We start from the raw sequence: 14,524 nt of genomic DNA on the forward strand, positions 1-14,524 counted from the left end.
GGACATTTCCAGCAATGGGTAATTCTCAAAGCTGAACCCTTAAAGAGCCCGGTGAAAGCTGAAATAAATGGGTTTGCCGGATGCCCTCTTTACTGAGGCATCCGGTGAAAATTTTCTTTTTTCGTACGGTTTTTTTCTCTTTTACCTATTTGGACCTTGAACTGGGAGTTTCTTTTCGGTTCTCTTCAAGTATTTTCTTACAATTTTTGCTGCTCCTCTTCTTCCTCTTCTTCTTCTTCTTCTTTTTACAATTCAGCTTTTATAGGGGTTTTCTGCAGCTTGGAGGGGCCAAAGACCGGAAGGGCACGTAAAGGAACTTGACGGAAAAGAACTGGAAGGCTCCATTGAATTCGCTCATTTAAAGTTCACGCTGTCGCACTTTAATAAAATAAAAACGAAAATTAATTAAAAGGAAAAATAGAATATAACTGATATAAATACGAGATAAACAATACACAGTAAAAAAGGCATGTGTATGTGCAGTAAAAAGAAATGCCAAAACTGAAGAAATAATTACAAAGTGTAGTTAAAAGAAAATAAAATGCCCACGTAAAATGATAGAATAAAAAAAAGTGGGTTGCCTGAATGTTGCCAGAAACCGCGGTCTCCTGTTTGCTTTTTCCAGCCCTCGCCTGAACCCGCCTCTTGATTCAGTGGACTTTCCAAATTATTGTCTGGAAACAGCTGTTTCCTTGTTGGTTTCTGACACCCGCTTGAAACCAGTTTCAGATTACAAGAGGGTGGTGCGAATGTTTGCCAGAAGCCTTGCGAACTTCCTTGTTTTTTTCGACACCGGTGCTGGGAGACGAGAATGTTGGCCAGAAACCATTCGCAGGTTTCCTTGTTTGTTTCCGACACCCCTGCCTTTTCTCTCGAGGTTTCAGACTTAAATGTCTGCCCCAAGGATTCTCGCTTCTACACTTTTTTCGGTACTCGGCTTCGCGATTGCGGTCCCGAGCAAGACGATCCAGCCCACAGGAAACAAAACCAGCAGCAAACTGTAAACTGCAATAGCTGTGATTATCGATTTTCCTGCAAGCCTTTTTAGAGTCTCCATTGGTACTCCACCCCTGGCGTGGTTGTCTTTATTTGCTTGCGTCGTTCCGATAGTGGGCAATTTACCCAGTCTTACCCAATGTCTTCGATATTGTGCGTAATATACAATATCATACAATACTACGCAGTCCTAACTTATATAGATTTTCCAATATAGTCAACAGTTTCTATATATCTAAGATCAGATAATAATTGCAGTTCCCCGGGCCTGTTTTGTTTTCCTTTTTTGTATTATACTTCCTATTTTTTAATAAATTGTTGAGTATGATAGCTCTTATGCTTTTCGGTATACTCCTTGAAAATTCTCTCTCCATATGTATCCTAGTTTCCCATTTTTACAAAAGCAAAACGGAAGTACTAATGAGTAAGAAATAATTTTTCCCTGAAAGCTTTAAACCACATGCCACCCTAACCCGTTAGTATCCATGAAAGACATTTCTAATGATATTGAATCCGGGCTTAAGCCCGGCACTGATACCGGGGGCGCAAGCGAGACTGAGAATATGGCTGAAAATAAAGCTTCAGGAATGGATTTCGGTTCTAACCCCGCTCCGGCGGGACTTGAAGTTCCTCTGGACGTTATCATTGTCCGTTATGGGGAACTTGCTCTGAAAAGTCAGGGGGTACGGAACTGGTATGAAAGAGTCCTTGTGACGAATATTGCGGCAATGCTGGATTCCAGGGGAATCGAGTATTCCCGGATAAGGCGGGAATGGGGAAGGATCTTTATTGAGACCACTGATGCCCGTGCGGCCGGGGCAGCAGCCGATGTGTTTGGAGTAGTTTCGACTTCTCCTGCGGTGACTGCAGAACCTGTCCTTGAGAGTGCCGCCGGGGTTTGCGCGGCCCTGGGGCTGCGCCTTATCAGGGAAGGAGATTCATTTGCTATCCGTGCAAGGAGGAGCGGGAACCATCCTTTTTCTTCTGCGGAGATAGGGAAAACCTGCGGGGATGCGGTCTGGAATGCCCTGGAAAAAGAGGGAAAGAAGCCCAGGGTTGACCTTAGTTCTCCTGATAAGGAAATCTTTGTCGAGATGCGTCAGAAGCTGGCTTACGTTTACCTGGAAACAGTTCCCGGCGTAGGTGGGCTTCCTCTCGGGACTCAGGGAAGCATGGTAGTGCTCATGTCTGGGGGTCTCGATTCTCCTGTCGCGGCCTGGCTTATGATGAAGCGTGGGGTCATGATCATTCCGGTTTACTGCGATGGTTCCCCTTATGCCGAAGATGCTGCAAGAGAGCGTGCCTTTGACTGCGTCCGCCAGCTCCAAACCTGGGCGCCCGGGCACCAGTTCACGACTTATGATCTCCCCCACGGCTCGAACCTCAGGGCTTTCATAGACACCTGTGACCGGAAAAATACCTGCCTTCTCTGCAAGCGCATGATGTACAGGGAGGCCTACGAGGTCATGAAAAAAGAAGGTGCAAGCGGAGTAATTACCGGCTCATCCCTCGGGCAGGTTGCTTCCCAGACAGCCGCCAATATGTATGCAGAGATCTATCAGCTTGCTGTTCCTGTTTACCATCCCCTTATCGCCTTTGACAAGAGCGAGATAGTGGACATTGCCCGCAGGATCGGAACCTATGATATCTCGACGCGGCCTGCAGGCAGCTGTGCCGCGGTCCCCGAGCACCCGGAAGTAAAGGCTAAATACGACCTTATCCTGCTTGAGGAAAAAAAGCTTGATATCGAAACCATGGTTCAGAAGGCGTTCAGTGCCGCAAAGATTTATCATCTCTGAAGAAGCAGAGGCCTATCATCTCTGAAGAAGCAGAGGTTTTGGAAAGGCAATGGCTCCGAACTTTTGAATGCCCTTTCCGGATTTCCCGGGTTCCTAATTTTTTGCCGGGAATATGCGGGTATCATCCTTTTCAGTACCCTCTTCTTTTTTTGCTTTCATCCTCTCTAAGCAAAATGCTTATTTTTTACTTTTATACCTGGAAAATCGGATACTTACTCTAAATATTTTTGCTGGATAAATTTCAATTTTAAATACATTTCTATTTTATACTTCTATAATTATATATCATTGAAATACTTTATATAATATATATTTTGATTAATATTCAGGGCGTTATACTTTTCATGGAGATTCTCAACCAACCTCCAGTTCAATCCACAAGTTCAATCCACAGGTTCAATCCACAATCACAACTTTTCAAGAATTGTTAACGCCCGCCTTTTCTTTATTGCTTTAATCTTTCCGGTTTTTACTTCATACTTTTTATCAGCATGTGTGTAATTCGGGTTTTACTTCCGGATAATTTAAAAAATTATTTATTTTTTCATGTTGATTTTCTTTTATGAACAGCTTTCCCCGCCCGGACCCGAAGACTTCCAAAACAAGATTGATCTTTCTTTTTTTCACGGTAGGGAGTTTTCTGATAATGACCGCCGGCTCCCTGTACATTGAAATGTATCCCGAGGACCCCTACACCGGTGAGTTTCTAATTAGCACTGCAGGACCTGTTTTCTGGGTCTGCTGCTTCTTATGGATATCCTATAACGTATTAACGATTATATATTCAAGGCGCTGATTACCTTTCTTCTGCCGTGATTCTTTTTCCCGGATTTAGCCTGTTTTTTCCTGGGCGTTTTCCTTACCTTCTTCTCCCTCTTTTCTTGCCCTGTTTTTATGCAGGGCCATCTCGATGTTGCTGTGCAGGTCTTCTTCCTTGAAGGGTTTTGAGATATAGCCTGAAGGTTCGGTCATTTTTGCCCTTTCCAGGGTTTCGCTGTCCGTATAGGCGGTGAGATACAGGACCGGAATTCCGAAGCGGGATTTTATCTCACGGGCTGCTTCGATCCCGTCCATATCGCCTTTCAGCATGATGTCCATCAAAACCAGGTCCGAGCCCGTAAGTTCTGTTTTCCTTATAGCTTCCTCCCCTGAAGCTGCGGTGCTCGGGACGGTATACCCGAGATTCATTAACTTATTTCTTATATTCAGGGCTACTATGTTCTGGTCCTCCACGACCAGAATCTTTGCTTTTTCCATTTTGTTACCCCCGTTTTCTTTTTTCTTTTGACTTTATTTTTTATTTTCAGTTAAATACTTTAAATTTTTTCCATTTTTTCCTTGCTTTTTTCCATTTGTTATTTCAGTTATCGCTTTTCTTTACCGGTTTACTTTTCATTAGATGCTTTCCCTGAACCGTATCACAAATCTGGTACCTGGTTTTTTCTCAAGCTCAATATACCCTTCAATCTGTTCAACCAGGGTATTTACAAGCTGCAGGCCCAGTGAGGCCGTATTCTTGAAATCTATGCTTTCCGGAAAACCCAACCCGTTATCCGATACAACCAGTGAAAACTGAGCTGCTTTATTACGATCCTCATTTTTATTAATTTTTCTGCTGTCAGCCCTATTTTCCTCCCCTACCTGCCCCGTCTTGCGGAGTTCTATACGGATTTCTCCTCCCCCATCAGGGAAAGCATGTTTCAGGGAATTGGAAATAAGCTCGTTGACTATAATTCCCAGGGGGATTGCGGTGTCCATCCCCAGGTGGGCCGCCTCAAGGTCCAGTTCCAGGCTTACCTCCTCATTCGCCACCGGGTACGACCTGAGAAGTTCTGAGGTCAGTTTCCGCAGGTAGGCCGCAAAATCCAGGGTATCGATTTCGCTACCTTTGTAGAGTTCCTCGTGGATGAGGGCCATGGATATAACGCGGTTCTGGCTTTCCTGGAAAGCCTCGAGCACGTCCCTGTCCACGAACGTTTCCGCCTGGAGGCTCAGCAGTGACGAGATCACCTGCAGGTTGTTCTTGATCCTGTGGTGGATTTCCTTTTTGCGGATTTTCTCGGTCCTTTCCAGGGCTTCTTCGGCTACTTTTCGCTCTGTGATATCGTGAATCGAACCCTGAAAATACGTGGGTCTGGCAGAGGGGTCCGGGACGTTCTGGATAACTTCCCTTACCCACCTTATCTCGCCGTCCTTTCTGCGTATCCGGTACTCCAGTTCGGTAAAGAGCTCCGGGTCGGACTTAAGTTTCCTCCTTTTCTCAAGAATCAGCGGGAGGTCTTCAGGATTCACAAGATCGGTCCATTCCAGGTTTCCGGAAAGGAATTCTTCCCTGGAATATCCTGTGATTTCTTCCGCAGCTCCGTGCATAAATCTCGGTACGAAGTCCCCGTCAAGCTGGAATCCGATTCCCCGGAAGTTTTGCATGAATGAATGGAGACATTCTTCGCTCCTCTGCACTTTTTCCACGGCAAGTTTCCGCTCGGTTATATCTTTTTTCACTCCCAGTATCCTGTGGATGCGCCCTTGCTCAGCCTTAAATGCGATTGCGTTATCTTCCAGATATATGTAGTCCCCGTTATTCTTTATAAAGCGGTACACTTCATGGAATTCCTTTCCTTTTTTGAAGGTTTCTTCCATTGCGGATCTCACTCTTTCCCTGTCTTCGGGATGCACGTATTCGTACCAGCTGTCCAGGTTTAATTTCTGGAATTCAAGTATGTGGGCAATGTCTTCCCTGCGAATTCCTGCCCAGTCAATAGTATCCGCGTCCAGGTCATAATCAAAGACCATCTGGCCGGTCTGCTCTGCAACCAGGCGATAGCGCTCTTCGCTTTTTCTCACGGTTTCCTGGGCCCGCTTGTGTTCCGTAATATCAAACATTACCCCTAAGATTCCTTTTTTGTTCCCATTCACGTCTGTATACGGGGCTTTGTTGACGAGAAAGTCCCTGGTCCCCTGGGTGGCGCATTTCAATTTGGCTTCATAACGCTGGGTCTTTTCCTGTCTCAGCAGTTTCAGGTCGTATTCTTCGTGAACGCGGATCAGCTCTTCAGGCATCTCTTTAAAAAGCTCATTAAGGGTTTGTCCGACTATCTGTTCTTTCGGAACCCCGACAATCTCCCTGGAGAACTCTTCGTTGCATATCCTGTATTTGCTTTCGCCGTCCTTGTAAAAAACGGGGGTTGGTATGGCATCGAGCAGTTTTTCCAGGAAATACAGGTTATCCCTTAGCTTTTTTTCTGCCTGTTTGAGTCCGCTTATGTCCTGCATGACGCAGAGCAGTCCGGTAATCTCACCGTTACTGTCTCCGAATGTTGATTTATTTATAAGGAAGTCTCGGGTTTTTCCATCGGCACAGATGTGTCTGCGTTCAAAAATGCGGGTTTCCCCTTTCATGAGCATTTCCTGCTCTTCCCTATGGATTTTCCTGGAATTTTCAAGGAGAAACTCCATGTTGTATTCGGGGCACTTTTTGAGAATTTCAGGGGCAGCCCTTTCCGTAACTTCCTGGGATGTAAAGCCCAGGATGTCTCCTTTTGGAAGTCCCACAATCTGTTTGAAAAAATGTTCGTTACAGTCTTTAAAGACCCCATTTTTATCTTTGTAATATATGGGATTGGGCATCGAATTGAGCAGCTTTTTCAACAATTCTAAGTTACCTTGCAGTGTTTTCTCTGCATTTTTTCTTTCGGCAATTTCCTGGAAAAGCCTTTCATTTGTTGCAGTAAGTTCCCTGGTCCTTTCCTCTACCAGTTTCTCCATCCACCTATCATGGAGCCTCAGTTCCTCTTCGGCTTTTCGGCGTTCAATCGTTTCCCCAATTAAAAAAGCCACGGAGCTCAGGAAAAATACGTCTTCTTCAGAAAAGTCCTTCTTCTTTGTGGAGTGCGCCCCGATCACCCCGAAGGTTTTTTCCCTGCCTCCTATGCTGACACTCATCCCGCTGACAGGGGGGTGATCCGTGACGAAGCCGGTTTTTTTGAAACGTTTTTCCGTTCTCATGTCTTCTACAACGACAGGTTTCCCGCAAAGCACTGTATACCCTGCCTGGGAGTCCGCTCCCCCTTCTGCGACTCCCTTTCCTACAAGCCCTTCATCCGGGCCGAACGCTGCCCTGAGCAGGAAATTTCCATCGGGCAGGAATTCCAGGATTTTGCAGGACTCGACTTCCATAGTCCGGGCAACCAGCCGCATGCTTTCATTCATCAGCGCCTGGAGGCTTTTGCATGAAAGGGTAATTTCTCCCAGCCTTTTGAGAACAGTATACTGTTTTTCCCTTACAAGCAGACGTTTTTCGAGCTCTTTTCGGCTGCTTATGTCATATCCGTAGATGTTTACGCAGCCTTCCTCAGGCAGGGGATACATTGTGGCCAGGTACGTTCTGCCTTCGGCTTCCAGCTCAAGTTCTTCACTATACCCCAGAATTAACGCTTTTTGAACCTGGTTTTCAATATCTAACGGGACTTTTTCCCCTTCCGGGAGCTTCCATTTCTCAAGTAAAGGATAAGCGGCGCTGTTTGCATAGAGCAACTTCCCATCTTTCCCCACACTGAGTACGGGATTCGGGTTCTTTGAGGGAAAAAACTCCAGAAATCTTTCTTCCCCCTGCTTTCCATCGCCCTCAATGGCTTCTGGTTCTGAAATCCCAGCCAGGTCCACCTGACCACCCCTTAAATTTTTATTTTTAACCGCCCCTGAAGCTTCCTCATTTATTTCAGCCGAATTTTAGAAAATCTGAAAGATTTACTCAATTTCGTCTTCTTCTCTTTCAGCCCTGTATTTGTGCAGTGCCATCTCGATGTTGCTGTGCAGGTCTTCCTCTTTGAAGGGTTTGGAGATATAGCCTGCGGGTTCGGTCATTTTCGCCCTCTCCAGGGTTTCATCGTCCGTGTAAGCGGTGAGGTAAAGGATTGGGGTCCCAAAACGGGCTTTAATCTCTTTTGCGGCTTCTATCCCGTCTATGTCCCCTTTCAACATGATATCCATCAAAACAAGGTCCGCACCAGTCAGCTCTGCTTTCCTTATGGCTTCTTCTCCGGTGGATGCGGTAGCCGGTACGGTATAGCCTAGGTTTTTCAGTTTATTTCTGATATTAAGAGCTACAATGTTCTGGTCCTCAACAACCAGAATTTTTGCTTTTTTCATTTTATTTCCCCTTTTATTGTTTCTTTTCCCCTTTTATTTTTATTTTATATCTTTTACTTTTTATACTCTACTTTACAATCCTCTTTCACATTTTATAATCATACCTCACTTTTTGTTTGTACTGAGTTCAGAGTTCCTTATTCGGTTTCCGTGAAACTGATCCTGAATACAGTTCCTCCGTTTCTCTCCATTTCGATTGTAGCCTCCAGCTGTTCCACAAGGGTATTTACGAGCTGCAGGCCCAGAGAATCGGTATTCTTGAAGTTGATGTTTTCAGGAAAACCCAACCCATTGTCTGAAACGACCAGTGTATAAAGGTAACTTTTGTTAATTAAACTCCCTTTATCCTTATTACTTGTGATCTTACTTATATTTTTATTTTCACTGATCTCCTCCCTGCAGAGTTTTATCTGGATTTCCCCTTTCCTGCTTGCAGGGAAAGCGTGCTTAAGGGAATTGGAGACAAGCTCGTTGATAATGATCCCTAACGGGATTGCCGTATCCATTCCCAGGAATGTCTCTTCCAGCTCCAGGTTCAGCTTTACGTCCTCTTTCCTGACCGTATAAGAGCGGAGAAGGTCCGAAGTCAGTTTCCGGAGATAAGCTGAAAAATCAAGAGTCTCGGTGTCTCCTGCCCTGTACAGTTCTTCGTGGATAATTGCCATGGACGCCACGCGGTTCTGGCTTTCCCTGAATGCCTCTACCACCTTTTCCTCTCTGAACTGGTCAGCTTGCAGTTCAAGGAGGCTGGATATTACCTGGAGGTTGTTTTTTATCCGGTGGTGTATCTCTTTCTTGCGGATCTCCTCGGTCCTTGCAAGGGCTTCTTCTGCTTCCTTTCTTTCGGTGATGTCATAGATTGAGCCCTGCACAAACAAGGGTTTTCCGGAAGAATCGGAAATGTTCTGTATGATCTCATTGACCCATCGAAGCTTTCCGTCCCTGTGCCTTATCCGGTATTCCCGGTTAATGATTGTTCCAGGGATGTTTTTAAGTTTCTCGGCGTCTTCAAGGATACGCGGCCTGTACTCTTCATCCACAATCCTGTCCCAGCGCACTTTTCCGGAAAGAAATTCTTCTTCGCAGTACCCGGTTATTTCTTTTAGGAGGCCCTGCGCAAAAATCGGATCAAAGTCCGTAGTCTCCTGGAATGCAATTCCTTTGAAGTTTTGTATAAATGAACGGTACTTCTCTTCGCTTTCCCTTACTTTTTCAAGGGAGTGTTTGATCTGTGTAATGTCTCTATTTGCCCCGAGCATCCTGTGTATGCAGCCCTTTTCATCCTTCAGGAATACTCCCCTGTTTTCCACATAAATATAGTTCCCGTCCTTCCTTTTGATCCTGTATTCTTCACAGTACCTTTCTCCTGTCTCCAGGCACTTTTGATATGACTCGGTTGTTCTTTTGCGGTCATCCGGGTGTAAGAGCTCTTTCCAGTCCTCCAGACTGCTTATATTTTTAAATTCTTCTTCCCCGTAATTCGTAAGCTCTTTGATAGCTCCTGCCCAGCCTATTTTATCTTCCAGAACGTCATAGTCGTATACCAGTTGCCCTGTCTGCTCGGCAACGATGCGGAAACGTTCTTCGCTTATCTGCAATTCTTCCGTTCCTCTCTTTCTCTCGGTGATATCTTTTATCACTCCGATCAGCCGGTATACTCTGCTCTTTTTATCTCTCAAATAAGTCCCGCAGTCTTCCACGTAAATGTAGTTTCCGGACTTTCTTTTGAACCTGTATTCCTGGCAGTAACTTCCCCCGTTCTTAAGGGCATTTCCAAAATATGTTATCGCTTTTTTATAGTCTTCAGGGTGGATGTGCTCTTTCCAGAGCTCACCGGTCGTAAGCTTATGGATTTCCTCATGAGTGTAACCGGTAATATCCTCAATGGCCCCTGCCCATTTCACATGGTCCGAACCGATGTTAAAATCGTATACTAGCTGGCCGGTCTTCTCTGCCGCTATGCGGAACCTTTCTTCGCTTTCCTGAAGTTTTTCCGCGGCAAGCTTTATGGGAGTGATGTCTTTTATTACCCCTACGGCCTTGCGGATCTTCCCCTCTCCGTTTCTCAGGTATATCCCGCTGTCTTCTACCTGGAAATAGTTCCCGCCCTTTCTCCTGAACCTGTATTCCACACGGAAGTGGCTGTCTTTTTCCCGGGATTTTTTGAGTTCTGCAAGAGTCTTTTCCCGGTCTTCGGGGTGGACATGCTCAATCCACATTTTGCTGTCGAATTCCCGGAATTCTTCAACGCTGTAACCGGTAATTTCGGTGATAGCTCCTGACCAGGTAAGCACGTTATTCACGTGGTCGTGTTCAAAGACAATCTGGCCTGTCTGCTCGGCAGCGACCCTGAAGCGTTCCTCGCTTTCCGCAAGTTTCTTCTGGGCAAGCTTCTTCTCTACAATGTCTTTGATAACTCCAAGTGCCTTGCATACTTTTCCGTTTTCGTCTTTAAGGTAGACTCCCTCATCTTCCACGATGAGATAGCTTCCGTCTGCCTTTTTGAGTCTGTACTCTTCGAAGAAATCTCCCCCGTCTTTTCTGCAGCGTTCATGTGATGCCGTCACCCTTTCCTGGTCTTCGGGATGGATCAACCCAAGCCAGCCATTGGCGGTGATTTTCTGGAATTCTTCTAAGCCGTATCCGGTAATTTCGGGGATTGCTCCCGCCCACCCAATTGTCCCGCTCTTATAGTCATCATGATACAGGACCTGTCCGGTATGTTCTGCTATCAGGCGGTACCTTTCTTCACTTTTTTCAAGTTTTTCCCGGGCAAGTTTCTGTTCCGTTATATCCTTTATAACCCCAAGCATCCTGTATATGCGGGCCTGTTCGTCTTTGAGGAAAATCCCTCTGTCTTCCACGTAGAAGTAAGTCCCGTCTTTTCTCCTGAGCCTGTATTCTTCATGGTACTTTTTCTCTTCTTCCAGGGCTCTGTAGTGGGCCTCTACCGCTCTCTTCCGGTCCTCAGGATGGATATGTTCGGTCCAGCATTCTAAATTGAAGTCTTCTAACTCTTCCCTACCGTATCCCGTAAGTTCCTCTATGGCTCCCGCCCAGTCGTTTCGGTTTGCCTCGATATCATAATCGTATACCATCTGCCCGGTCTGCTCGGCGGCAAGCCTGTACCTCTCTTCGCTTTTCTCTATTTTCTCCTGGGCCGTTTTTCTCTCCGTGATATCTTTCATCACCCCTAGGGCTCTATACACCTGCCCGTTTTCATTCTGAAGACAGACCCCGCTGTCTTCTACGTAAAAATAGCTCCCGTCTTTCCTGCGGAACCTGAACTCCTCTTTAAACCTTCCCCCTCTCTTCAAATACTCCTTTATATTTTTGACTACAGACTCACGATTTTCGGGATGTATGTGTTCTGCCCAGGTATCGGGGCTGAATTTCCGGAACTCCTCATAACTGTACCCTGTAAGTTCCTTAATGGCTCCTGCCCAGTTAACTTCTCTTTTTTCCGGGCCATAATCATAAACAATCTGCCCTGTCTGTTCTGCGGCGACGCGATACCTTTCTTCACTTTTTTCAAGTTTTTCCAGGGCAAGTTTACGCTCCGTTATATCTTTTTTTACGCCAACGACCCTGTAAGGGCGTCCACTTTCGTCTTTCAGGACTTTTCCGCTGTCTTCCACGTAGAAATATCTGCCGTCTTTCCTTCTGAACCTGAATATTTCGTGAATCTCATCCCCTGTCTCCAGGGACTTTGCTATACTTTCGACAACTTGTGGTCTTTCTTCGGGATGTATGTGTGAAATCCATTCATCTCTTCTGAATTTCTGGAATTCTTCTTTGCCGTATCCCGTAATCTCTTCAATAGCTCCGGCCCAGTCGGTTATTCCGGTCTCGATTTCATAATCATAAACAATCTGCCCTGTTTGTTCGGCGGCGATACTGTACCTTTCTTCACTTTTCTCAATTTTGTCCCGGGCAAGCTTTTTTTCAGTAATGTCTTTTATTGCGCCTAGCATCCGGTATACCCGGCCTTTTTCATCTTTCAGAAAAACTCCGGTGCTTTCCACATTAACGTATCTTCCGTCCTTTCTCAGCACCCGGTACTCCTGCTGGTACTTCTCTCCCTCTTTAAAGGCATGTTTATAATACTCGATTGCCCTTTTCTTGTCTTCTGGATGGATAAGGGCTTCCCAGGTCCCCCTGGAAGAAATACTGGGGTCTCCATCTCCGTACCCTATGATCCCTTCAATTGCCCCTACCCAGGAAAGCCTGTCCCTTGCGACATCATAGTCATAGACCCCATGCCCGGTCTGTTCAGCAGTAAGGCGGAAGCGCTCCTCACTTTCTTTTATTTTTTCCATTGAAAGCTTTCTTTCGCTTATATCTTTTATTACTCCGGCAGTCCTGTAGACCTTCCCATCCTTATCTTTTATGTAAAATCCGTTGTCCTCTGCGTAGAAATAGCTGCCGTCTTTTCTTCTGAACCTGTACTCTTTATGGAAGTCTTCCCCTGCCTCCAGGCATTTTTTATAGGTTTCAACAGCCCTCTGGCGGTCCTCCGGATGGAGGTGTTCAGCCCAGACCTCAGGGGTAAATCCCTGGAACTCCCCATAACTGTATCCAGTCAGTTCTTCAATGGCACCTTCCCAGGAACTCTGTTTTGTCTTCAAATCATAATCATAAACAAGCTTGCCGGTCCTTTCTGCAACTGCCCGGAATCTTTCTTCACTTTTCTCCAGGATTTCCCTGGCTATTTTCCTTTCGCTTATATCTTTTATTACACCAATAATCCGGTTCATCTGACCTTTTTCATTTCGAAGGTACACGCTGCTGTCTTCCACATGGAAATAGTTCCCGTCCTTTCTCCTGAACCGGTATTCTTCAAGGTATTTCTCCCCTGTTCTCGTGCACCTTTCATGGGCTTCCCAGGCCCTTTCCCTGTCTTCGGGATGGATATGACCCCTCCAGCCTTCCAGGTCTACCTGCCTGAACTCTCCAGGGCTGTATCCGGTAAGCTCTTTGATTGCTCCCGCCCAGTCAATCTGTTTTGATTCTATGTCATAATCATATACAAGCTGCCCTGTCTGCTCTGCAGCAATGCGGTACCTTTCCTCGCTTTTCCGGAATATTTCTTCTGCTTTCTTGCGCTGGGTTATGTCCAGCATCACGCCTGCAATCCAGTTCACGTTTCCGGAACAGTCTTTATACGTGGCTTTGTGGAGAAGGAAGTCTCTTTTTACGCCATCTGCACAGACCACCTTAATCTCGCAGTAGTGGCTTCCTCCCTGCTTGAGAAGCTCCCGGTCATGCAGCTGGTATATTTCTGCGAGTTCTTCCGGGATCTTTTTCTGAAACTCTGCAAAAGATCCTCCGATTACCTTTTCCTTCGGAAGTCCCATAATCTGGCTGGCAAAGGTCTTGTTACAGTTCAGGTAAATCCCGTTTTTGTCTCTCTGGAATACCGGGCTCGGGATGTCGTCAATCAGCGTTTCCAGAAAACTTACGGTATTTCGAAGGGATTCTTCCGTTCTCTTGCTCCGGGTTATGTCAAACCCGTAGAAGTTTACGCATCCTTCCTCGGGAAGTGGGTGGATTGTTGCGGAGTAAATCCTTTTTCCTGCCGTAAGCTCCAGGTATTCAGGATTTTTTTGGGCAAGTACTCTCAGGAAGCTGTGCCTCAGGGCTTGAGGGAGTTTTTCCTTTTCCCGGACTCCCCAGTGTTCCAGCAAAGGAAAAGCCGCCCTATTGGCATAGATGATCGTACCATCCTTTTCCACTCTCAGGATCGGATTCGGATTATCGGAAGGAAACTGTCCAATTGATTCTTCATTTCCCTCCTTTTCGAGCTCTCTGCTGTCTTCGAAGTTTTTCGAGTCCCCCATTTTTCCTCACTTTTCTGCTTTTGTCCCTTTTCTTTGTGGAAACGAGCCCTTTTGCCCTCTGCCCAGAATCTTCGGCTAAAATTAGTTTATACAGGATTGCTTCATTTCACCGTTAATATCATTTGTTTGATACTCCCGGAAACCCTTCATTTAAAAATGTACACATTTGCCCGTTATGCATCCATCATTTAAAAAAGTATATGATGTGTATCGAATTTTTATATAATTTCTGGATATTACTGTTCAAGCCAGGGGGAGTGGTTTATTAACTCTTCATTCGTTTCTCATAGTTGGCCTTAAAAGCTGAGCTCCATTTTTTAAATCTCATGTTCTTCCAAAAAAGGATTCGAGCTAATTATGTGAGACAAGCCTAAGTTAGTCCAATGTTACACGGTTGGTGTTTTGAGTAGAAAAAAATAATGGCCGGTTCGAAATCTTGAATTTTGCCCCATACAACCGTAATTATTCATATCGCCTCGTTTTAAATTCCACCTTCGTACGTTTTGGAATACACTATCAGCTGACTTATAAGAAACCATTCTGCCTCAATAAAAAGAAACAATATTCAACAAAGAATATAGCAGATAAATTAGGGAAAAGAAAACTTAGTGATTAGAAAACTTAGTGATTAGAAAACTTAGTGATTAGAAAACTTAGTGATTAGAAAACTTAGTGATTAGAAAACTTAGTGATTAGAAAACTTAGTGATTAGAAAACTTAGTGATTAGAAAACTTAGTGAT

At 45.3% G+C, this 14,524-nt stretch carries 6 protein-coding genes; 1 reads left to right on the plus strand and 5 read right to left on the minus strand.

Annotated features, from left to right (window positions below):
- Positions 1–886: 886 nt before the first annotated feature.
- Positions 887–1,057 (minus strand): hypothetical protein, encoded by a 171-nt coding sequence (locus tag FTO70_RS14335; RefSeq protein ID WP_255336440.1) that lies wholly within the window; start codon positions 1,055–1,057, stop codon positions 887–889.
- 526 nt (positions 1,058–1,583) lie between these two features.
- On the opposite strand from FTO70_RS14335, the gene thiI reads away from it, so the two are divergent.
- Positions 1,584–2,795: a tRNA uracil 4-sulfurtransferase ThiI gene (gene thiI, locus FTO70_RS14340; protein ID WP_255336450.1), complete on the plus strand. Its 1,212-nt coding sequence runs from the start codon at positions 1,584–1,586 to the stop codon at positions 2,793–2,795.
- 831 nt (positions 2,796–3,626) lie between these two features.
- Here the strand turns inward: thiI and FTO70_RS14345 are convergent.
- The 4 genes from FTO70_RS14345 to FTO70_RS14360 all read right to left on the minus strand — a co-directional run bounded on the left by FTO70_RS14345 (position 3,627) and on the right by FTO70_RS14360 (position 13,783).
- Positions 3,627–4,052, minus strand: coding sequence for a response regulator (locus tag FTO70_RS14345; protein ID WP_255336441.1), 426 nt, complete (start codon positions 4,050–4,052; stop codon positions 3,627–3,629).
- Positions 4,053–4,190: 138 nt separating this feature from the next.
- Positions 4,191–7,457 (minus strand): PAS domain S-box protein, encoded by a 3,267-nt coding sequence (locus FTO70_RS14350; RefSeq protein ID WP_255336443.1) that lies wholly within the window; start codon positions 7,455–7,457, stop codon positions 4,191–4,193.
- A gap of 84 nt (positions 7,458–7,541) precedes the next feature.
- Positions 7,542–7,943: a response regulator gene (locus tag FTO70_RS14355; RefSeq protein WP_255336444.1), complete on the minus strand. Its 402-nt coding sequence runs from the start codon at positions 7,941–7,943 to the stop codon at positions 7,542–7,544.
- 137 nt (positions 7,944–8,080) lie between these two features.
- Positions 8,081–13,783 carry a PAS domain-containing protein gene (locus FTO70_RS14360; protein ID WP_255336445.1) on the minus strand — a complete coding sequence of 1,901 codons (5,703 nt, stop codon included), beginning with the start codon at positions 13,781–13,783 and terminating at the stop codon, positions 8,081–8,083.
- Between the last annotated feature and the right edge of the window lie 741 nt (positions 13,784–14,524).

The sequence above is a fragment of the Methanosarcina sp. KYL-1 genome (genome assembly GCF_024372725.1).
Lineage (GTDB): Archaea > Halobacteriota > Methanosarcinia > Methanosarcinales > Methanosarcinaceae > Methanosarcina.

Excerpts from the sequence above, each read along its gene's own strand:
- FTO70_RS14335 (WP_255336440.1), bottom strand. The coding sequence starts at position 1,057 with ATGGAGACTCTAAAAAGGCTTGCAGGAAAATCGATAATCACAGCTATT.
- thiI (WP_255336450.1), top strand. The coding sequence starts at position 1,584 with ATGGATTTCGGTTCTAACCCCGCTCCGGCGGGACTTGAAGTTCCTCTG.
- FTO70_RS14345 (WP_255336441.1), bottom strand. The coding sequence starts at position 4,052 with ATGGAAAAAGCAAAGATTCTGGTCGTGGAGGACCAGAACATAGTAGCC.
- FTO70_RS14355 (WP_255336444.1), bottom strand. The coding sequence starts at position 7,943 with ATGAAAAAAGCAAAAATTCTGGTTGTTGAGGACCAGAACATTGTAGCT.
- FTO70_RS14360 (WP_255336445.1), bottom strand. The coding sequence starts at position 13,783 with ATGGGGGACTCGAAAAACTTCGAAGACAGCAGAGAGCTCGAAAAGGAG.